At 51.5% G+C, this 18,074-nt stretch carries 24 protein-coding genes; 17 read left to right on the forward strand and 7 right to left on the reverse strand.

What is annotated here, in order from left to right; all coding sequences use genetic code 11:
* Positions 1-149: 149 nt before the first annotated feature.
* Entirely contained in the window at positions 150-302 is a 153-nt protein-coding gene (locus NCHU2750_RS30495) for a hypothetical protein (protein ID WP_162939597.1), read from the forward strand.
* On the opposite strand, the gene NCHU2750_RS11765 is transcribed toward NCHU2750_RS30495, so the two are convergent.
* Positions 280-534, reverse strand: a complete 255-nt coding sequence (locus tag NCHU2750_RS11765; RefSeq protein WP_162939426.1) for a hypothetical protein — start codon at positions 532-534, stop codon at positions 280-282. The two genes, NCHU2750_RS30495 and NCHU2750_RS11765, sit on opposite strands and share 23 nt — an antisense overlap.
* 314 nt (positions 535-848) lie before the next feature.
* On the opposite strand from NCHU2750_RS11765, the gene NCHU2750_RS11770 reads away from it, so the two are divergent.
* A complete protein-coding gene (locus tag NCHU2750_RS11770) occupies positions 849-1,277 on the forward strand; it encodes a hypothetical protein (protein ID WP_119940668.1) in 429 nt (142 codons plus the stop codon).
* Here NCHU2750_RS11770 and NCHU2750_RS11775 read toward each other — a convergent pair.
* Positions 1,253-1,744: a hypothetical protein gene (locus tag NCHU2750_RS11775; protein ID WP_162939598.1), complete on the reverse strand. Its 492-nt coding sequence runs from the start codon at positions 1,742-1,744 to the stop codon at positions 1,253-1,255. The genes NCHU2750_RS11770 and NCHU2750_RS11775 overlap by 25 nt on opposite strands.
* A gap of 56 nt (positions 1,745-1,800) precedes the next feature.
* Between NCHU2750_RS11775 and NCHU2750_RS11780 the strand changes: the two genes are divergently transcribed.
* Together NCHU2750_RS11780 and NCHU2750_RS11785 are read left to right on the forward strand one after the other, a co-directional pair.
* Entirely contained in the window at positions 1,801-2,181 is a 381-nt protein-coding gene (locus NCHU2750_RS11780) for a hypothetical protein (RefSeq protein ID WP_119940670.1), read from the forward strand.
* Positions 2,182-2,254: 73 nt separating this feature from the next.
* Positions 2,255-2,527, forward strand: coding sequence for a BON domain-containing protein (locus tag NCHU2750_RS11785; protein ID WP_119940671.1), 273 nt, complete (start codon positions 2,255-2,257; stop codon positions 2,525-2,527).
* A 79-nt stretch (positions 2,528-2,606) separates the two neighbouring features.
* Here NCHU2750_RS11785 and NCHU2750_RS11790 read toward each other — a convergent pair whose 3' ends face one another.
* The 5 genes from NCHU2750_RS11790 to NCHU2750_RS11810 form a co-directional block, all read right to left on the reverse strand.
* A complete protein-coding gene (locus NCHU2750_RS11790; RefSeq protein WP_119940672.1) occupies positions 2,607-2,789 on the reverse strand; it encodes a hypothetical protein in 183 nt (60 codons plus the stop codon).
* 193 nt (positions 2,790-2,982) lie between these two features.
* Positions 2,983-3,462, reverse strand: coding sequence for a GIY-YIG nuclease family protein (locus NCHU2750_RS11795; RefSeq protein ID WP_119940673.1), 480 nt, complete (start codon positions 3,460-3,462; stop codon positions 2,983-2,985).
* A gap of 18 nt (positions 3,463-3,480) precedes the next feature.
* Positions 3,481-4,971, reverse strand: a complete 1,491-nt coding sequence (locus NCHU2750_RS11800; RefSeq protein WP_119940674.1) for a hypothetical protein — start codon at positions 4,969-4,971, stop codon at positions 3,481-3,483.
* A gap of 1,681 nt (positions 4,972-6,652) precedes the next feature.
* Positions 6,653-7,288, reverse strand: a complete 636-nt coding sequence (locus tag NCHU2750_RS11805) for a recombinase family protein (protein ID WP_119940675.1) — start codon at positions 7,286-7,288, stop codon at positions 6,653-6,655.
* Positions 7,289-7,605: 317 nt separating this feature from the next.
* Positions 7,606-7,941, reverse strand: coding sequence for a hypothetical protein (locus tag NCHU2750_RS11810; protein WP_119940676.1), 336 nt, complete (start codon positions 7,939-7,941; stop codon positions 7,606-7,608).
* Between the two features lie 67 nt (positions 7,942-8,008).
* On the opposite strand from NCHU2750_RS11810, the gene NCHU2750_RS11815 reads away from it, so the two are divergent.
* From NCHU2750_RS11815 to NCHU2750_RS11875, 13 genes are all read left to right on the forward strand, one after another.
* Positions 8,009-8,245, forward strand: coding sequence for a hypothetical protein (locus NCHU2750_RS11815; RefSeq protein WP_119940677.1), 237 nt, complete (start codon positions 8,009-8,011; stop codon positions 8,243-8,245).
* Positions 8,238-8,696 carry a hypothetical protein gene (locus NCHU2750_RS11820; protein ID WP_119940678.1) on the forward strand — a complete coding sequence of 153 codons (459 nt, stop codon included), beginning with the start codon at positions 8,238-8,240 and terminating at the stop codon, positions 8,694-8,696. Before NCHU2750_RS11815 ends, NCHU2750_RS11820 begins: the two co-directional genes overlap by 8 nt.
* The gene (locus NCHU2750_RS11825) at positions 8,696-9,055 is read left to right on the forward strand and encodes a hypothetical protein (protein ID WP_119940679.1); all 360 of its coding nucleotides are present in this window, start codon (positions 8,696-8,698) and stop codon (positions 9,053-9,055) included. Before NCHU2750_RS11820 ends, NCHU2750_RS11825 begins: the two co-directional genes overlap by 1 nt.
* 29 nt (positions 9,056-9,084) lie before the next feature.
* A complete protein-coding gene (locus NCHU2750_RS11830) occupies positions 9,085-10,509 on the forward strand; it encodes a phage terminase large subunit family protein (protein WP_119940680.1) in 1,425 nt (474 codons plus the stop codon).
* Positions 10,510-10,564: 55 nt separating this feature from the next.
* Entirely contained in the window at positions 10,565-12,640 is a 2,076-nt protein-coding gene (locus NCHU2750_RS11835) for a portal protein (RefSeq protein WP_119940681.1), read from the forward strand.
* Positions 12,637-12,891 carry a hypothetical protein gene (locus tag NCHU2750_RS11840; protein WP_119940682.1) on the forward strand — a complete coding sequence of 85 codons (255 nt, stop codon included), beginning with the start codon at positions 12,637-12,639 and terminating at the stop codon, positions 12,889-12,891. The genes NCHU2750_RS11835 and NCHU2750_RS11840 overlap by 4 nt, the downstream gene beginning before the upstream one ends.
* 70 nt (positions 12,892-12,961) lie before the next feature.
* Positions 12,962-13,882, forward strand: coding sequence for a hypothetical protein (locus NCHU2750_RS11845; protein ID WP_119940683.1), 921 nt, complete (start codon positions 12,962-12,964; stop codon positions 13,880-13,882).
* A 51-nt stretch (positions 13,883-13,933) separates the two neighbouring features.
* Entirely contained in the window at positions 13,934-14,860 is a 927-nt protein-coding gene (locus NCHU2750_RS11850; RefSeq protein WP_119940684.1) for an SU10 major capsid protein, read from the forward strand.
* A 112-nt stretch (positions 14,861-14,972) separates the two neighbouring features.
* Complete coding sequence (locus tag NCHU2750_RS11855; protein WP_119940685.1) at positions 14,973-15,317, forward strand: hypothetical protein; 345 nt, start codon at positions 14,973-14,975, stop codon at positions 15,315-15,317.
* 3 nt (positions 15,318-15,320) lie between these two features.
* Entirely contained in the window at positions 15,321-15,887 is a 567-nt protein-coding gene (locus NCHU2750_RS11860; RefSeq protein ID WP_119940686.1) for a phage adaptor protein, read from the forward strand.
* The gene (locus tag NCHU2750_RS11865) at positions 15,878-17,389 is read left to right on the forward strand and encodes a hypothetical protein (RefSeq protein WP_119940687.1); all 1,512 of its coding nucleotides are present in this window, start codon (positions 15,878-15,880) and stop codon (positions 17,387-17,389) included. The genes NCHU2750_RS11860 and NCHU2750_RS11865 overlap by 10 nt, the downstream gene beginning before the upstream one ends.
* Positions 17,390-17,391: 2 nt before the next feature.
* Positions 17,392-17,688 (forward strand): hypothetical protein, encoded by a 297-nt coding sequence (locus NCHU2750_RS11870; protein WP_245480230.1) that lies wholly within the window; start codon positions 17,392-17,394, stop codon positions 17,686-17,688.
* Positions 17,685-18,074 carry a GNAT family N-acetyltransferase gene (locus NCHU2750_RS11875; RefSeq protein ID WP_162939599.1) on the forward strand — a complete coding sequence of 130 codons (390 nt, stop codon included), beginning with the start codon at positions 17,685-17,687 and terminating at the stop codon, positions 18,072-18,074. Before NCHU2750_RS11870 ends, NCHU2750_RS11875 begins: the two co-directional genes overlap by 4 nt.

An 18,074-nucleotide genomic window follows, 5' to 3' on the forward strand; every position in this document is an offset into this window, starting at 1 on the left:
CCCCGATCGGCGGTTATCAGGGCGTCTGAAAACTTCCCCAAGCACTCGGACACACCTCAACCCTGCCGCGCCCCCTCTCGCTCGGCAGGGTTTTCTTTTTTCTGGAACAAATGTGAGTGACGTTCGGTTTCTCAGTCGAAGGAGACACCATGCCTTATCTTGCCAGCCGCCAGTCCAAAATCCCCAAAAGCTCGTCCTCGAAGCCAAAGAACCGGCTGTTCATCACGCTCGTATCGCTAATGGTAGCCTTCGCGATCCTGTTTTACATCGGCTCCACGATCATCGGCTGGTTTGTGACGTAAGCACCCTCACCCGGTTGCCATCCATCAATTCAATCCGTTTCATCGACTGCAGATAGAAGAGCGCATTCACCAATTGCTCTTGGCTGTATCCAGCACCTACCAGTGTGGGACCGATCTCATACAGGTTTATCGGCTTTTCGACCGCGCTGTGCTGATGAAGCTGAGCCATGATCGCATCGATCGGATCAAGCGCGGGATTTGGAATGGGTTCGATCTTCTCGGCGGCAGACATGTGGACCTCCTTCAATAGGATTAATTTCCTCATGTTCTTGTTGTGTTCTCATTTGGCGACTGAGTCAATCGGCAATTTTACCCGTTAGTTTTAGCACTCGCTCATATGCGGAGAATCTGTGTAGAAAACGCCATCCATCAGGCGACTGACCCGGCTCTTGCAGTCGGGTTCTTTTTTTGTCCCGCTTTTGTCGCGGTTAGTCGAATTGTCTGTTTATTCTCCCTTCCACAGCACATTCGCACGACATACAGCGAACATCCCCCGAACATCATGTAGCATCGACGGGATAAATATGCGTTTGAGGTTCAAACGCATTGTGGCTCTATGAAAACAAGCCGTTCACATCCGACGATATCAGCGACTACGTCGGGTTCGTCTACATCCTGACAGATCGGGAAAATCAGCGCCGTTACGTCGGCAAAAAGCTGTTCCACTTCACCAAGACACTACCGCCGCTCAAAGGCAGCAAGCGTAAACGCAAGAAGACCCTGGAATCCGACTGGCTGACATACTGTTCGTCATCGCCAGTCATCAAAGCCATCGTCGCCGAACACGGCATCGACCGATTTCATCGTGAGATCGTCCATCTGTGCCGGTCGAAATCCGAGATGAGCTACCACGAGACGCGGCTTCAGTTCGAACACGACGTCTTGCTGAGCGACGAATGGTATAATGACATGATAATGTGTCGCATCGCTTCGAAGCATGTTAGAGGCCTTCAGCCACTGCTAGACCATGCGTAGAACGCGTCTTCGTTGTCGTAGATGAATTGTCGAAGAAACTCAGCCAACTCCATCAACATTTCCACGTTGATGCCATCGACCCCGTTGCCGTCTTCGAATGGATACCGCGATTTCTGAAACACTCCATCGAGCTTCGATAACATCACTTTTAAACTCCACGGCAGCATCGAAAATTGGGCAGCTTCGTTAAACGCCGAATACAGTTTGTCTCGCACGTCATGGTTCAGAACAGCATATTGTTCGGCGAGATCATGCCCACTCGTCAGCGCTCGCGAATGAAGTTGCCGGAAGCCTAACGGATCACCGATCTTCGACCATTCAGACTTGGCATTCAGGGACTTGAGGTAGAGTTCGATACCAACTGTCGCAAGATTAATCAGGGGAAGTCTGACGATTTCCTGTCGATCGGCTCGACGCAATGCCCTCGCGGCAAACAAGTATTGATCCGCAACTGCCACAATTAGCATGTCAGGTATTATGCCAGATATCCTTTTACCCACGGTGTCCCCCACATACATAAGGCATGCTCGCGCAATTCAACCTATACGCAATCATCGCCCTAATCATCGTCGTCATCGCCCTTGGCGGCGGCTGGTATGTGTCGAATCGCCTGAAAGCGGCTGAGATCGACACTCTCACCCAACGAAACGCCGTCCTGACTTCGGCAGTCGAGACGAACGAAAAGACCATCGCCCAAATGGTTGCCGATGCTCAGACGCTTGCCGCCGCCAATCAAAAGCTGACCCACTCCATCATGGCGAGCGAGATGGAACAGGCCCAAAGCTGGAATGCGATCGACGCCCTTGATCTCGCGACGGACACAGATGCGACCGGGCTAGAAGCGCGTGCGAATGATGCGTTTGCTCAGTCGATCCAAGCCCTTCGATTGACTACCGCCAAATAATTTCACCGCCTCCGGGAACATAAACAAAGCACAACGGTTTGTTCATCGTGCATTCATGTTCGAGGACAAGCAAATGTTTCTGAGCACCCTTCAGCCTTCCGCAACTTTCGAATTCGCTCGCGACCACGGTATCTCGATGGAGAAAACTGCCATCGAGACAGAACTGAGCTATCTGCATAACTTTGACGGCAAAGACCTGTCCGTTGATGTCACCGGCGATTACATCGTGCTCGAAGGCGCTGTCCGGACAACTGGCGATCAGGCCCGTGCTCTCCGCGTAGCTCGCGAGATCGTCGGCTTTGACCGCGTTCTGTCCCGCATCATCGTCTGCGCGCCGTCCGTCTAAGACACGCTGCATTCAAATACACGAAAGCCCGCTTGATGATCTCAGCGGGCTTTTTTCGTTTCAGTCTATGGCTCGATGATCAGCCGATATGTGTCTCAATGATGTATTTCGCGATATCGGTGCGAATAGCGTGAGGAACATACTCATCGGTCATTAGATCGTGCAGCGTCTTTAGCGCGGCGGTTCGGACGGTATCGGCGGTGATGGCTTCTTCAGCATTCACAGCGTCAAGAAAAATGGCGGAAATAGCGGTGTGGTTCATATGGGTAAAATTCTCCTGAGATAATATGATTTTGTTTGGAATTGGGCGGCAGACAGGCGGCTTATGCGCCTGTTCTCGTGCCGTGATCGTATTTATGGATTTGGGGATTGGGCGGCGGCAGCTTTCTTTTTGATTTCTCTCTCGTGCCTTCTTTCGCGGAGATAATCACGCCTTTCCTCATCACTCATATGCTTCAACCTTGGACGTCGAGGCTCCGGACGCCCTTCCGCAATCCGCTTCTTCTCATTATGCTTGCGCACTCTCTCCCGTGTCTCAGCACGTATTTGGTCCTGCGATTTGGGAACACGCTTCGATTTTTCGGCTTGGGCTGTTTCCCATGCTTTCTCGCGTATCGTCCGTGTTTTCCGCGTTTATCGTTCAAGACGTAATCGCCGGTTTGGATGTATTCTTCCTCGATGTCGTCCAATTCTTCGAGCGAACAAGATTGGATCAAAGTGGCAGTGAATGCCGAATTTCCGGTTATTGAGGCGTCATAAAGCTCTTGAGCTTTCTTGCTGTGATGTTTGCTCTTTGACAGGTCTCGAAAATGCTGGGCTATTCGGGATCGAACGTCGATCGATGATCCAACGTATGCCATCCCAGTTTCGATATGGCGGAACTCGTAAATCCCGCAATTGATTGGGTTCAGTTCGATTGTGATATTGGTCTTCATTTCCTTTCTCTGTTTGGGTTAAACGGCAAGCTGAGCGGCGGCTTCAGCCTTCTTCTTGGCTCGGTGGAGAGCAACACGCTGGCGTGTCTCTTCCTTCTTCTGTTCGGCAGTCTTTTCGACACGGGGACGACCAGCCTTTCGCGCCTCAATGCCAAAATCGATGTCTAGAGGTATGGGTTCGCCGCATCCGATTAGAGCGCAAATATTGGCAGCAGCACCAGCGTCAGGAACAATGAGAATGACTTCGTTTTCGCTCTTGAAGTCCCGCAAGGAGGTGCGACCTAAGAACTGGTAGACAAGCTCGTAGCAAAGCGCCTCTTTCGCCGCCTTGTTGTCGATCTCATAGAAGTCCCAAAGACGCTGGATGGTCTCCGGATCATAGTTGATCGCAGCCATGAACACCGCCATGTCGTAGTCTTGGAGATCGTTCCAACCATTCGGGTTGGTGATAACGCGCTTGCCGCCCTTCCCTTCAAGCTTCCAGCCATATTCCTTGTCAGAATGCTTGTGCTTGTTCGTGCAGAATATGTGAGGCTGTTCGCCGAACCTGTCCGCAATCCCATCAGAGACGATGTCTAGGAACGTCTGCTGCCCAAGCTCTTCATTGGTGTTGCCAAGGCGCTTGAGAAAAGTCTTCGACAAGTTCGGAAGGGGCGGATGATAGACCTTGGCAAGCTGAGCCTTGTGGTGCAGGTCTGAATAATCAAGCCGATCCTCCATCGACTTATTCGCCTCAAAGACAACGCCGTCCTTGGTCCACATCTTATAAAGCAGTGTTGTATTCCGGTTTGCACCGATCATCAGGACATCTTTGAAACCTTGGACGATGGAAGGCAGCATGAAGATCGTGAACTGAAGGAAAACGCGTGGCGTTTTGCCGTTGGCGTCAGGTTGGAATGCCTCACCTGATACCGCCTTGTCGAAGCTTTCCTTATCGATCACGACAAGGTAATGTTCGTTCAGGGTAAACTCTGCAAGCTCACGAGCTTTCTTGCCGTACTTCCGGTATTTGACACCGTCTTCATCCTTGACGTCCACGCCCAAACGGACAGCGTGTTCGCCACCGATCAGTTCGTAATAACCGGGCTTATGGGCATCAGTGACGACAAAGTCCGCGACGTCTTCCGGCTTCTCAAATTCGATGAAGATCGTGCTCATAGGGACGAAGTATTCATCCACGACCAAAAGCCGGTTCTCCTTGCCGGTCTTTGTTTCTAGAGCCACCGAGTGATTGACCAGCAGGACGCTTTCGTCACCCTCTTCGACACGGCGCAAATACTCTTCGGATGCGCTGCGATAGCCCTCTTCCTGAGAGATCACCGCCGAAGCAATGCCTTCATTCTGGAAGTAGCCATGGTGCTGAAGGGAAAGGCGATTGGTGGGTGTGGCGACAGTGGTTGGGATCGGCTTGCCGCCATTTTCTTGGACAAGTTCGCCAAACCAATGATGGAAAGAACGCGACTTACCGGCGCCGATGTGACCGCTTACGGTTTGAATTGTGAATGTCAAAAATACGTACCTCTGAAAAATCTGAAAATGAAAAAGGTCTCAGTGCGTCGGGCAAGAACACTGAGACCTTCAAAAGACTATTCATTCTTCAGGAGAGGTATCGTTGTGCGAAGCCTTTAAGCGTGACCTGATGGAAACAAGTCATGCCCGACTTCGCATCCAACGTTGTATATAGGGAATTTAGTGTTTGGGAGTTTGGTCGGGTAAAAGCGGCAAACAGCGGCTATCGACCGTCAATACAGTAGCAGAATATCGGTGTTTAATCAAGTATTGATGCGCATTTTCGGGGATCGATGTAACGTTGCGCCACTCAATCTCGTCAACTACTGTAACGTTTTATCTCTATAGAAAGAGTGTTTATAAGGGATATTCTGTTACATCTCATTTGATTCAATGAATCAGTAATGGAAATGCAAATTATAAAAAACATAGGTACGTGAGCGAAGCGAACTGCGCGAAGCGCATCATAAGGTTCAATGGAATTCCATGAGATTCAGGAAGGAACCTGTTCGAACAATCCAATCCCATAAGATTCGGTGTTGGTCATGGATTCCCATGGGATAACAATCCAACATCAACCAGTTCAAAATGATCCCTACCAGACCTTAATCGGATCGCTTCGCGATCATGTCTCGCTTCGCGAGCCATTTCGCTTGGTTTTAAACAATGGGATAGGAAGAAGGACCAAACCTTTACCCAATAGACGAACTGTTGGATTCCTGTCGTTACCTGAAGGAAGCTGCTGAACCTCACCAATCGCCAATGGGGTTCAACTGTTACCCTCTGCTTTTCCTGTTCGTCTCTGGAATAGCTGTGGGTGTCCAACCTGTACCGAATGGCTGTCGGCTGCACCGAACGGTTCAATCCCATGATTGAGTGGCGCAAGGTTACATGCACCGCCATTCGCTCAAACCGAACCCCAGGAATTTCCTTAAAGTTGGGGTCTCAAAAACCCTTATTTTGCAGGGGTTTCCGGCTGCTATAAATGCATGTTTTTGTCGAAATGCGATAATCCCACATCCCGCTCAATATAAAACTGGCTTTATCTCAAAGAAAATAAAAGGAGAGGCAAACGAGAGTGGGTCTGCGGTTTGCCTCTCCATCGTCCGGTGCAATAGGGGTAACATCCGACGATGTATCACATCTAGCGATCATGTGAGACGAGATCAAGGAGGAAGACGACTGAAGCCGCAAAAGAGCCGCCTTCCTCGATTGTCGTCGGAATATCTCCCACACCAGCAACGATGGAAATATAGGGCGGACTGCATCCTTGGGAAGAGTGAGTGATGGAGGTTACTGCTACTGCCCTACAAAAAGCAGGAATAACCTCCACTCACATGCGCCCGACGTTGCGGCGGCGTGTCGGACACATTGGGCTTATACTCATCGAGTGAGTAAATGCGCAACATAGTACAGGTTGAAAAGAAAAAGACCTGATGACATCGCGAGCATCAGGCCTTTCTTGTCGGAACAGTGCAAATGAACACGACGCTGAGACAGTCGTTTGAATCTATCGGCAAGTAAAGCGGTAACACTGTACGATAACGTACTGACCGATATGTTCTAATGGATACCACGTTTCGGGCGCCCGCGCTGTAGACCGCCGCTGGAACTCGCAAAAAGTTGCATATATATCACACATCAACAAAGTCTGAACTTAGTGTTGCATATTTACAACAAGTTAAATTCCCCACTTCGCCAAAGCTGCCTCTGAAGCTGCCTGATCGTCGCGAATGCGCAAGATCGTCTGCCGTGTCAGCCCTGTTGCCTTGGATATGGCTGATGCGCCCTGCCCTGCACCGATCATATCGACCACTGTGTTGAACTGATCCCGGCTGTATGACGGCTTCTTACCGCGATACTTGTCTGCATTGCCCTTGTTCGCCTCTATACCGGCTCTCTGAGCTTCCTTGGTGGCTTCGGCTTGCGCTTGGGCTGTCGCTGCCATGAATGCGATTAGGGCGTCACGAACAGCCATCTGTGTCGGATCGGTGGTAGAGCCATCGAAGGTCATGTTGTTGATGACAGTCCGGATGATCACACCCTTCTTCATGAACAGGCGGATGGTCTCGGTTACATCTTCATAGTTTCTGCCAAGGCGATCGACCCAACGAACGACCAGAGTATCGCCGCGTCGAAGCATATCGAACAGCCGCTTGCCTTCGGTTCGTTCAGCCAGACGAGTGCTGACACCGGACACACCATGATCGGCTACGACTTCATCGATATGGAAGCCAGCCTTCTCAGCGTGGGTGCGTTGGTGGGTTAGGTCTTGGTCTAGTGTGGAGACGCGGGCGTATAGGATTGTCTGTGTCATCGATCATTGTCCGTTTAGGTTCTGTCCGATAATACATCTGTCCGATGACTGAAATCAACCCTTACGTACATACTTTTTCGCTTGCATTTAGATGTACGTTGGACTATACCTTTACGGACACAAGGCAAGCACGGAACCACCGCCTGCCCATCGCGTTCATAGCAGCGGACGGCGGCGAGCTACCGGCGCCACAGGTCGCTAGGCCTCAAAGCCGTCCACCGATTTCCCGGCAAATCACACCCCCGCCTCACCCCTTTGGGGGCGAAGAAACACGATTAGGGCGTCCGACTTCTGTGAGTCAAAATCAAAAAGTCGGGTCAAGCCGCCTTTTTCTTGCGACCGCGCTTCACTTCAACGACCGGTTCGCCATAAGCAGCTTCAATAAGCTTCTGGAAATCCGGCTCAGACTGCGCACCAATGGCGGCACGATGCAGGAAGTCTTTGACGTCTTCTTCCGTGCTCAGAAGATATGACTTTTCAAGCTTCCCAAGCTTCACATAGTAGCCATTTACTTCCTGCTTCACCCAACTACGACGGTTCGTTTGACCGGTCGAGAATGCCTTTTGCTGCCTCTGAAGTGCCGCCATAAACGCCGCAACAGCCGCGTTTTCCTTCACTTCATATCCCGCCGAATACTCAAGAAATGTGGTCATTTTTCTTTCCCTGTTAAAATTGTTCTTGTCGCTAAATACGACAAATAACAGTTTTTCGCGAAAGGCAATGGCAAAAGTAAATTACACTCTCCCTAACGGCTATTCGGCGGACATTACCGCTGCGAAAGAAGCCGGTTCATTTGACGAATGGATCAACAAAAAGTTCGGCGATCGGATCAAATTGCTGATCACTGAAGACGACTTCTCATTCGAGATTCATGACGACCATTTCGTTGTCCTTTTCACCGAAGATGATGACGCTCTGGCATTCGTCACGATGATCGGAGGGCGGATCATTGAGTAATATCGAAGACATCCTTGGTCCCCTTCCCGAACCGAATAAGCGGCGGAAAAGAACCCGTACGGTACCGCCTGAAGAACGGGCGAAAAAGCAGTCTCCTGAGTTTCAGGAACATCTTCGCAAAATAGGGTTTCAAAAAGGGCGCAAAAAGACAGGCGGAACGGTCCCTACTCCGAAGGAAACGAAAGAATTCCTCAATGGAAAGGGTCTCGAAGCCGCCGAAATGATGTGGGCTTTGGCGAACGATCCGGATGTGAAGGATGACACCCGTCGAAAGGCCTTGGAATACATCCTTTCAATCAGCGTTTCTCGCGCTGCGACGGAAACGAAGGTCGAAGTCAATCACACACACGACATAGGAGCCATGTTGCTTGAAGCTCAGCGAATGGCGTCTAAACCGCTAATCGATGTCACACCCAAGCTGCCCAAGGTGATCGAGGGCGATAGCGAGTAATGTTCAGCATATTGGCGGCTTGGCTTACAGCCATCGGTATCCAGCCCGGTCATTTCGTTTCAGGGCTTGCCGGTGGCGTTGTTCGGGCTATCGTCAACAAGCATGGCTCTTTTTGGGAACGTGTTGTTGCCGGTGCTGCCGGTACTCTATGTGCATCGTTTCTGACGCCCTTCGTCGTGCTGATGTTTGGAGCGACTGCCGCCCAAGGCGCGATCGGCTTCATGCTCGGCATTATCGGTATGAGTCTGGCTGAAGCTATCATCGGCATTGGGAAGAACTACGCTCAGAACCCGGCTTCATTGCGCGAAGACCTACGCGAATTCCTGCTGAAGATGCTGTCTCGAAAGGACAGCGAATAAGCGAAAATTGACCCGCCGCTATATACGGCATGTCAGACAACACGCCCTATAATCCAGCCCATATTGCCGAACTTTTAGCTCTTTACCATGCAAACATTCCCGTGTTTGCCAAGCAGGTATTTAATATCGACCTGTCGCCAAAACAGGTCGAAATCTGCGAAGCTTTTCAGCACAACAGACAGATTTCTGTGAAAGGTTCAGCCGGATTCGGCAAAACGCTCTGTTGCGCCGTTCTGGTTTGGTGGTCCCTTTGCACCCACGACCAGCTACAGACGGCGATTTTTGGGCCCAGCGAAGCCACCCTAAAATCCACGATCTGGAAGGAGCTTCAGACCCTTCATACCCGTATGGCTGAGCCGTTTAGGGGCTTCTACGAGGTGTCCGCTACTCGTATCAGCCGAAAGGTAAATCCCTCCACATGCTTCGCTGAATACCGCCTTGCAAGCGCGGAAAACATCTCAGCAGCACGCGGAATTCATAGCCCGAATGTCTACATATTTGCAGACGAGGCTTCGGGCATACCAGATGTAGTGTTTACTGACGCTCTTCTGAACATCCTTATTGCCGACCCTAATCCTAAACTATGCCTGATCAGCAACCCATCGCATGCTTCGGGTTTCTTCTGGCGTACTTGGTGCGATCCAGAAATTAGTGACCAATGGACTCATGTCCATGGCAAGATGACCGACGCTCCCGGCTTTGATCCGGCGAACCTCAAGGCAATTGCCGCCAACTACGGCGGACCAACAACGCGCAATTATCGCGTGTATGTCGAGGGGGAGTTTCCCTTATCGGACGAGTCCGGATTGATCCCCCGCGAGCATGTCGAATATGCCGTTCAGAATGAGTGTTTCCCGCCTGAGAATGCGCCGATTATTTGGGGTCTCGATCCAGCCGGTCAGGGTGCTGACTCAAGCGTTCTCTGTATCCGGCAAGACAACAAGGTGCTCGAATTCAAGCAATGGAATGATCTCAATCCAACGCAATTGGCTTACGCAATCAAAGACCTTTACGAGCGGACACCGAAAAATCAGCGCCCGGTCGTCATCAGTATCGATGCCAATGGGCTTGGTTACGGCGTATATTCGGCAGTTAAAGACCTTGGTTTGCCCGCCTATGAATGCAAATTTGCGGGAACACCGACAAGGCATCCTGAACGCTACTCACGGGTAAGGGACCAGCTTTACGCCGAAATGGCGGATTGGTTTGCCGGTGAGAACGTCCAAATCCCCAACAATGCTAAGCTGATTGAAGAGCTTTGTTCAGTCCAATTTGAGGACGCAAGCGGCAAGATCAAGATCGAAAAGAAAGACCAAATCAAGAAACGAATTGGTCGCTCACCCGATTTTTCAGACGCGCTCGGTTTGACGTTCGCGGTGTCTAGAACTCGGTACGCTTCAAAGTACAATTGGAACACCAAGATAGTCTACGACCATCTTCAGACGCTCGAATAAGCAGACTATCGCGTTCTTCTAAATACGGGAAAATTATCGCGAGATTTTCCCATCTATGACCACTGAAGACGAAGCTATTTTGAATTCCATCACGCCACAATTGAAACAGGCTGTGAGTTGGAGCAATTCCAATATTGCCAACAAGCAAGAACAGGCTCTTAAGCATTATAAGCGCGAACCGCTTCCCGGTGACGACAAGCTAAAAGGCAAATCGAAATGGGTCAGCCCGAAGGTTCAGCAAGCGACGGACTGGTGCTCAGCGCAGCTATTCCGCATTTTCGACAGCCCTCAGTCGGTCGTTGAATTTTGCGGCATTGGTCCCGAAGACGAAGCCATCGCCAAACAAATGAACGACACAGTCGGATGGATTCTTCGCACCCGGAATAGTTCGGCGGCATACCTTCAGCCAGTGTTTCAGGACTCGCTTCTTACTGGCTTGGGCGTTCTCACGGCGGAATTCACGGTTGAGACCGAAGAGAGCTTGCCGCGTCTGCTTGAAGGCGTTCCGAACGAACACCTTGTCGCCCTCAATCAGCAGGAAGAACAGGGCCTTATCGTGATCGAAGAGGCTTCAAAGCCGACCACGACTCCAGGTCCACTTGGACCAATCGAAACTCGGGATCTGAAGATCAGGACGATCAAGCGCATCCCGAAGTTCTCAATCCTTCCAGTTTGCCCGGAAGACCTGATCATCAGCAAAGACGCCCGCTTCGACCCGGAAACAGGCGGAATTCTGGCAAAAATTCAGGGTCACCGCCGCGTTGTTACCCGCGCTGAATTGCTGGACATGGGCTTTGACCGTGCGAAGATCGATGAACTCCCGGCAGCTTCCGATAAAACAGATGGCATCGCGCTTGAGCGTTCGAAAGACCTTGCCGGTGAACAGGGCATCGGTCCTGATGACGTGACCGTCTACACCATTTACACCAAACTGAAGATCGGAAAGGACCGCAAACACCGCCTGTGGCGCATAACAATTGGGGGCAATCTGGAAAACCGCCCAACCCTTCTTGATCACACGGAAGTCAGCCTAGCGCCCTATGCTGCTTTTTGTTGCTTCCCCGTGAGCCATACCCTGTTCGGGCTTGGTGCTGCCGATCGGCTCCTTGATGACCACACACTAATTTCTAAACTTTATCGCGGAGTCTTGGATTCGCTCAGCCAGTCGGTGAACCCGATTAAGGTCGTCAATCCGGATACTACGAACGTCGAAGATTTGTTGAATAGCCATGCCGGTGCGATCGTCCGTTCGACCGATCCTTCAGGCGGCATCAGCTATAACAAGGCCCCGTTTGCCGGTGCAGATGCCATTCCGGTAATCGACCAGCTTTCCCGCTCGCTTGATATGTCCACCGGTACTGGCGAAAGCATGCTGGCGATCGACGCCAGTGACCTACAGCGCACTAGCGCCACGGCTGCGAACCTCCGTTCGAACGCTTCTCAGCTTCTAATCGAAGGAATTTCGAGAAACCTTGCAGACACGGGATATCGCTATCTGGTCCGCATCTGCATTTCGCTGCTGATTGACAATCCCGATGAAGCTGCTGAGCTTTTCACGCGATTGACTAACCAAGCCATCGCTCTGGACCAGTTTGATCTCACGTTCGACCTTGTTACGAGCGTCGTTTTCGGCACGATGTCGCGTGACCAGTCGCAAGGCAACCTGACGAACCTTCTGAACCAGCAGTATCAGGCACTTCAAGCCGGTCTGCCCATCGTGAACGCTCAGTCGATCTATTCGACGCTGACGAAACTGGTTGAAGGTCAGGGCCTCAAGAATACGGCTCCGTTCCTTGTCGATCCATCGACATTGCCGCCGCCTCCCCCGCCGCAGCCTCCCGTCGATCCGAACGCTGGTCTTATCGAGGTGGAGAAGGTCAAAGCTCAATTGAAGGCGCAATCGGACGAAGCTGACCGCCAATTCCAGATGTCGAAGCTTGCCGCCGAAATGGACCTAAAGCGGGACCAGATGGCTCAAGATTTCGAACTCAAGCGCGCAGAAATCGAAGCGAAATATGCGGCACATGTCGAAGTAGAACGCCTGAAGCTTGAACAGTCTGCCATGCGCGATGCCATGGGAAACATCCAGTCGCCCGCCATTCCAACACCAATGCAGGGCTATAACCCATGATCGATCAAGCAATTCTAGACCGTTCTAACGCGGCTAAACGGCTTCTGAACAACCCTGATTTTCAGCTTATTGCCGCTGCAATTGAAGCCGATATTCTCGCCAATTTCCGCGCTGTAAAGATCGGCGATACGGAGACATTGGCGAACGTTCATGCGCTATCGCACGGCTTCAAACTACTAAACGACAGAATGTCTAAATACATTGAATCCGCGTCCGTAGCGGCAAAAATGGAAGAAATTTCCGACGAATAACGCGGAAATCTCCGTTCAGAACTGCATACGACGCTATATACAACACTTACATTTGGAAAACGAAAGGACAATGGAAGACGAAAGCAATAACTCCGAAATGGAGACTGCACTTGATGATGCCAGCGCGGTTGATCGTATCGCCGCACTTTTGGACGTGACGGAAGCCTCTGACGAAGTTTCAGAACAAGCAGAAGACCATGTTGAAACCGAACCAACAGCCGAAGAAACTGACGCTGTTGAGACACCAGATACCGAAGAACAGTATTACGAGATTGACGGCGAACAAGTCAGCCTCTCGGAACTGCGAAACGGTTATTTGCGACAGTCCGCATTTACTAAAAAGACACAAGAGCTTGCTCGTCAGCGAGACGAATATAATGCAGCCATGTTCGACAAGAACCAACTGCGAATGGAAGCCCTCCAAGGCATCGAAGCCATTAAACAGCAATTGGCTATTGAGTTTTCGCAGATCGAACAGCCGAATTGGGACGAGCTCCTTCGCGACGATCCACATCAGTTCCTAATCGAACAGAACAAGTGGGCACGCAAAGAAGCCGCCGTAAAGCAGATGTTTGACGCCGAAACCGCACTTCGTACGAAGCAAGCGGAATATGAAGCGGAAATGCATCAGGCTCAATTGCGCGAAAGTCAGGCGCAGTTCTTGGCGAAATATCCTGAGATGCAGGACAAAGGTAAATCGGCAGAAGCCCTTGGTCAGATCACTCAATTGCTGATCGACAATGGTTTCTCAAAGGAAGAAATCGAAGGCGTATCTGACTATCGAATTGTCGGTATCCTGTATGAGCTAAACAAAGCAATGAATGCTCAGAAGGCAATCCCGCAAGTCGTTCAGAAGATGGAGCAAAAGCCAGCCATCAGTGTGAAGGGGACTTCATCCAAGGCTAGTGACGCTTACACCCGCGATCTCAACAAGTTCAACTCAACGAAATCTGGAAGTGACGCAATCGCGCTTATTTCCCGTCTGCTTTAACCAACGAAACCGGCGCAAGAAGCGTCCAATAAAAAGAGGTTTAAACCCGTAATGCCAACTCTAGTCACGAACCAAATTGCCCACGCCCGCGAAGACCTTGCGAACACCATTTCCAATGTTGATCCGACCGAAACTCCGTTTTTCTCGTCTATCGGCAAGACCAAAGCCACCGCCGTCCGTCACGAAGTTCTGGTAGACAGCCTGTCGCCCGCTTCGGCGAACAACGCGGTTGCTGAAGGCGCCGACCTTGTAGACACCGCCGCAACGGTCCCTGTCCGCGTATCTAACATCTGCCAACTGATGCAGAAAGATATCCGTCTGTCGGGAACCATTCAGGCAGTCGATACCGCCGGCGCCAAGACCGAGAAGGCACGGCTCGTCAAAAACCGTGGTCTCGAAATCCGCCGAGACCTTGAAATGTCGCTTCTTGGTGGTCAGGGTTCATCCGCAACGGGCACCCGTTACATGGGCGGCTATCAGGCAATCACCGCAACGAATGCCTTCGGTGGCGCGAACTCCGCAATCACCGGCTTCTCAAACGGTAACATCTCCGCTGCTGTTGACGGCACCGCTCGATCGGTGACCGAAGCCATGTTCCTCGACATGCTGGAAAAAATCTACGTTTCCGGTGGACGTCCGAAGGAAGTTCTGGCTGGTCCAAAGCTCAAGCGCGCTATCAGCGGCTTTACCGGTGGCGCTCAGAAGCAGCAGAACGCTGAAAAGAAGACCATCAATCAGGGCGTAGACATCTACGTATCAGATTGGGGTACGCTGAATGTCAATCCGCACCCGTATGCGCTGACAAAGACCATTATCGCTTATGATCCAGAAATGTGGGCTGTTGCCTTCCTTCGTTCATTCTCGGTCGAAGAACTCGGCAAGAGCGGTGACAGCGACAAGTTTATGATCGTCGCAGAGGCAACATTGGAAGCGAAGAATGAGAAATCTTCTGGACAGCTTCGGGACTTGAACGCCTAATACCTGCCCGCAATAAAAAGAATAAAGCAGGATTTGAGGGGCTTCTTCGGAGGCCCCTTTCCATTTGTGACGTCCGCAATTCGCTAAATACTGAAAAATCCAGAGGCGAATTATGGACAACAATACACTCTCACTAGGCGATCTCCTTCCTCAGAACGGCACTCTCCTTTGGTCTGAAGATGACGAAAAGACGATCTGGCTTGTTCGCGATGGCGACAAGATGGAGATCATCACAGAATGGAAATCGCTATCGGCGCTGTTCGATGCGAATGCCCAAGAAGCCGCCGAATTTTCTCGCACCGGTTCACACGGCGATCTTCAGAAGGTTGCGTCGATCCCCAAAGGCCTATTCGCCGAATGGCGCAAGGAAGGCATTACCGACGATCCTATCGCGATGGCACGGCGCCTGAACGACGCGGACTTCAGAAAATTCCGCACGAATAATTGGGTGATCTAACCCATGACCTATGACGAATTTCTGTCCACGATCGAAAGCTACACCATCCGGTCGATTTCCGACATGCCGTTCGACGGTTTTGTTCAACGCGCTGAATCATATCTCCGATCGGTAACAAAGCATTATCTTGCTGAAAAAACGGTGATCCTGCGTATCGATGTTGGCGCAATCACCCTACCCGATGATTTTCTCGAAATCCGGTCGATCACGGGCGCCAAGCTCTACAAGCCCGTAGCGGTTCAGGCGGCTAATCTCTGCGAAAACGAGGTTGGCTATTACCGCACCGGCAATCGTCTGGTCTTTGTTGGCGAACCCGATGCGACGATCGAATTACTTTATTGGGCTGCATTCCCTGCCCTCTCAGCCGACCAATCCAATTGGCTGTTTGACCGCTTCCCGAACGTCTACATCTCGGCTGTTCTCAAGGAATATCATCGTTGGATGACCAATGCTGAAGGTGTGCAGATCGAATCTGCCGCGCTTCAGGAAGCTCTCGGAATAGTGTCCGAAGATGACCGCCGTGGTCGCCAAACTGGTCCTATCATCATGGGGTCAAATGCATGGCGGTAATCCAGACACCCTTCACCAGCTTTACGCCTGACCTGCCAGCATTGAACAATCCGGGCTTCAACCGCATCCATAACGCCACGGCTGGTCGTGGTTCGACGCAAGGCGGTGTGACGCTTTATCCGCTGAAGCGCGCTGCTTTGTTCAGTTCCACGTCGATGGAGTCGCGCCCGCGTGGTTGTGCAATTGGCTCTGATAGAGATGGAAATTCTCGTGTTTACGGTGGCTCGGCAGCAGCCCTCTATAAGCTCAGTCCCGCCACCCGCGAATGGACGGATATCAGCCGTTCAGGTGGCTACACGACTGGCGGAAGCGAGCGATGGAAGTTCCTAGAGTTCGGCAACCTGCAAATCGCAACCAATTTCCACAACGAGCCACAATATATCGACATGAACGCCGATTTGCAGTTCGGGAACCTCACCTCATTGGTTCGCGGTCGTCATATCGCCACGACCAAGGGCTTCGTCGTACTCGGCAATTGCTATGACCAACTTGACGGCAATGTTCCCAACCGCGTCCGTTGGTCAGGTATCGAAGCACCCGGATCGTGGGCTTACAGCCAAGCCACTATGGCAGATTTTCAGGACATCCAGAATTTCGGAGCGATCACCGGCTTGGTCACGGATGAGAACTGTTACGTGCTCCTTCAGCGCGGTATCGTCCAAATGACCTTTGTCGGCGCTCCCTTCGTTTTCCAATTCCAAGACCGAGTGGTTGGGACCGGATGTTCCGTGCCGGAATCCGTCATCACAGTTGAATCGCGCCATTTCTTCTTATCCGAAAATGGCTTTCAAATGATGATTGGCGGTCAGATCACACCGATTGGCAATGGTCGCATTGATCGTTGGTTCAGCGAAATCGCCGATCTCGACCAAGCTCATTTGATGACCACGGTCGCCGACCCGAAACTTTCGCTCATCATGTGGCAGTTCGTTTCGAAGAATAGCACTACCGGCAAGCCGGACATGGTCCTTTGCTACAACTACACCAGCGGTGAATTCACGACGGCAGATGCCACAACGCATCTGATCTGCAATGCGGTCAGCTTGCCTACGACGATCGACCAATTGGACGAATACGGAAGCATCGACCAAATCCCGGCACCTCTCGATAGTATGGTTTGGAGCGGTAATCAGCCCTTGCTCTTTGGCATGGATGAAAACGGCGCCGTCTACTCATTCGATGGTCCGACGCTCGATCTAATTGTCGAGACGCCCGAATACCAGCTATCCCGCATGGTCTCCGATAAGGGCGAAGACGTAGCGCGTGTGGACGCTTGTAGACCTCTTTTCGAAGGCGATGGCGTTGCGCGTGTGCAAGTCGGTAGCCGAAACCTGCCTAATACCGGATTGTCATGGTCACCGCTGTCTGAGGCGCATCCAGCGACCGGCTTTTGCTATCTTCGCTCACAGTCTCGCATAAGCCGATTTAGGGTCACGATCGCTGGCGAATGGCGCCGTGCATTCTCCTTGGAGATCGATGCAAAGGCTGTAGGGAGGCGCTGACGATGGTGCAATCCGTCTACAACCACACCGACACGCGCCAGATAACCACCGTGCTCAATTCCGTGGTGAACCTGCTGGATAGCGCGACCGGATCGGTGACACTCGCCAATTCCACGACCACCACAACGGTCACGAACGCGAAGGTCACAACGGCTTCCCGCATCTTTTTGCAGCCACGCAACGCAAATGCAGCCACTTCCGGCGCCTTTGTCTCAGCCATAACGAACGGTTCTTTCACGATTAGTCATGCGTCAGCGACGACAGAAAGGGCGTTCGATTACCTGATCTACAGCGCATGAATATTGGTTATTCGGACGAAGAATATGCGCGTGTTCGGGACTGGCTTTGCGCGGCATTTCAATACGGTCCCTCATTTTTCACTGAAGCCGAAATGGTTGAAAAGATGCGCTCTGGCGAATGGCTTTTGGTCACCACGCCGAATGGCGCGGCTGTGCTCCATTTCTTTGTCGATGAAGACGGTCACAGCGCCGCCAATGTGCTGATTGTCGGCGGGAAAATTGGAGGCTCCTTGCGGGAGCTTATGGCGCTTCAAGAAGCTGCTTGTTCGGCACTTCGGCAGATGAATTTCTCCTACATATGTGGAGAACCCCGTAAAGAATGGCACCGGTTTCTCTTGAAATTCGGCTTCGAAAAACACGGAAAGGAACACATTAAGAGGCTTTAA

The organism is Neorhizobium sp. NCHU2750 (assembly GCF_003597675.1).
Classification (GTDB): Bacteria; Pseudomonadota; Alphaproteobacteria; order Rhizobiales; family Rhizobiaceae; genus Neorhizobium.

Excerpts from the sequence above, each read along its gene's own strand:
- NCHU2750_RS11875 (WP_162939599.1), top strand. The coding sequence starts at position 17,685 with ATGAATATTGGTTATTCGGACGAAGAATATGCGCGTGTTCGGGACTGG.
- NCHU2750_RS11790 (WP_119940672.1), bottom strand. The coding sequence starts at position 2,789 with ATGAACCACACCGCTATTTCCGCCATTTTTCTTGACGCTGTGAATGCT.
- NCHU2750_RS11815 (WP_119940677.1), top strand. The coding sequence starts at position 8,009 with ATGGCAAAAGTAAATTACACTCTCCCTAACGGCTATTCGGCGGACATT.
- NCHU2750_RS11765 (WP_162939426.1), bottom strand. The coding sequence starts at position 534 with ATGTCTGCCGCCGAGAAGATCGAACCCATTCCAAATCCCGCGCTTGAT.
- NCHU2750_RS11850 (WP_119940684.1), top strand. The coding sequence starts at position 13,934 with ATGCCAACTCTAGTCACGAACCAAATTGCCCACGCCCGCGAAGACCTT.
- NCHU2750_RS11860 (WP_119940686.1), top strand. The coding sequence starts at position 15,321 with ATGACCTATGACGAATTTCTGTCCACGATCGAAAGCTACACCATCCGG.
- NCHU2750_RS11830 (WP_119940680.1), top strand. The coding sequence starts at position 9,085 with ATGTCAGACAACACGCCCTATAATCCAGCCCATATTGCCGAACTTTTA.
- NCHU2750_RS11795 (WP_119940673.1), bottom strand. The coding sequence starts at position 3,462 with ATGAAGACCAATATCACAATCGAACTGAACCCAATCAATTGCGGGATT.
- NCHU2750_RS11810 (WP_119940676.1), bottom strand. The coding sequence starts at position 7,941 with ATGACCACATTTCTTGAGTATTCGGCGGGATATGAAGTGAAGGAAAAC.
- NCHU2750_RS11785 (WP_119940671.1), top strand. The coding sequence starts at position 2,255 with ATGTTTCTGAGCACCCTTCAGCCTTCCGCAACTTTCGAATTCGCTCGC.
- NCHU2750_RS11840 (WP_119940682.1), top strand. The coding sequence starts at position 12,637 with ATGATCGATCAAGCAATTCTAGACCGTTCTAACGCGGCTAAACGGCTT.
- NCHU2750_RS11775 (WP_162939598.1), bottom strand. The coding sequence starts at position 1,744 with ATGCTAATTGTGGCAGTTGCGGATCAATACTTGTTTGCCGCGAGGGCA.
- NCHU2750_RS11825 (WP_119940679.1), top strand. The coding sequence starts at position 8,696 with ATGTTCAGCATATTGGCGGCTTGGCTTACAGCCATCGGTATCCAGCCC.
- NCHU2750_RS11780 (WP_119940670.1), top strand. The coding sequence starts at position 1,801 with ATGCTCGCGCAATTCAACCTATACGCAATCATCGCCCTAATCATCGTC.
- NCHU2750_RS11845 (WP_119940683.1), top strand. The coding sequence starts at position 12,962 with ATGGAAGACGAAAGCAATAACTCCGAAATGGAGACTGCACTTGATGAT.
- NCHU2750_RS11870 (WP_245480230.1), top strand. The coding sequence starts at position 17,392 with ATGGTGCAATCCGTCTACAACCACACCGACACGCGCCAGATAACCACC.
- NCHU2750_RS11805 (WP_119940675.1), bottom strand. The coding sequence starts at position 7,288 with ATGACACAGACAATCCTATACGCCCGCGTCTCCACACTAGACCAAGAC.
- NCHU2750_RS30495 (WP_162939597.1), top strand. The coding sequence starts at position 150 with ATGCCTTATCTTGCCAGCCGCCAGTCCAAAATCCCCAAAAGCTCGTCC.
- NCHU2750_RS11855 (WP_119940685.1), top strand. The coding sequence starts at position 14,973 with ATGGACAACAATACACTCTCACTAGGCGATCTCCTTCCTCAGAACGGC.
- NCHU2750_RS11835 (WP_119940681.1), top strand. The coding sequence starts at position 10,565 with ATGACCACTGAAGACGAAGCTATTTTGAATTCCATCACGCCACAATTG.
- NCHU2750_RS11865 (WP_119940687.1), top strand. The coding sequence starts at position 15,878 with ATGGCGGTAATCCAGACACCCTTCACCAGCTTTACGCCTGACCTGCCA.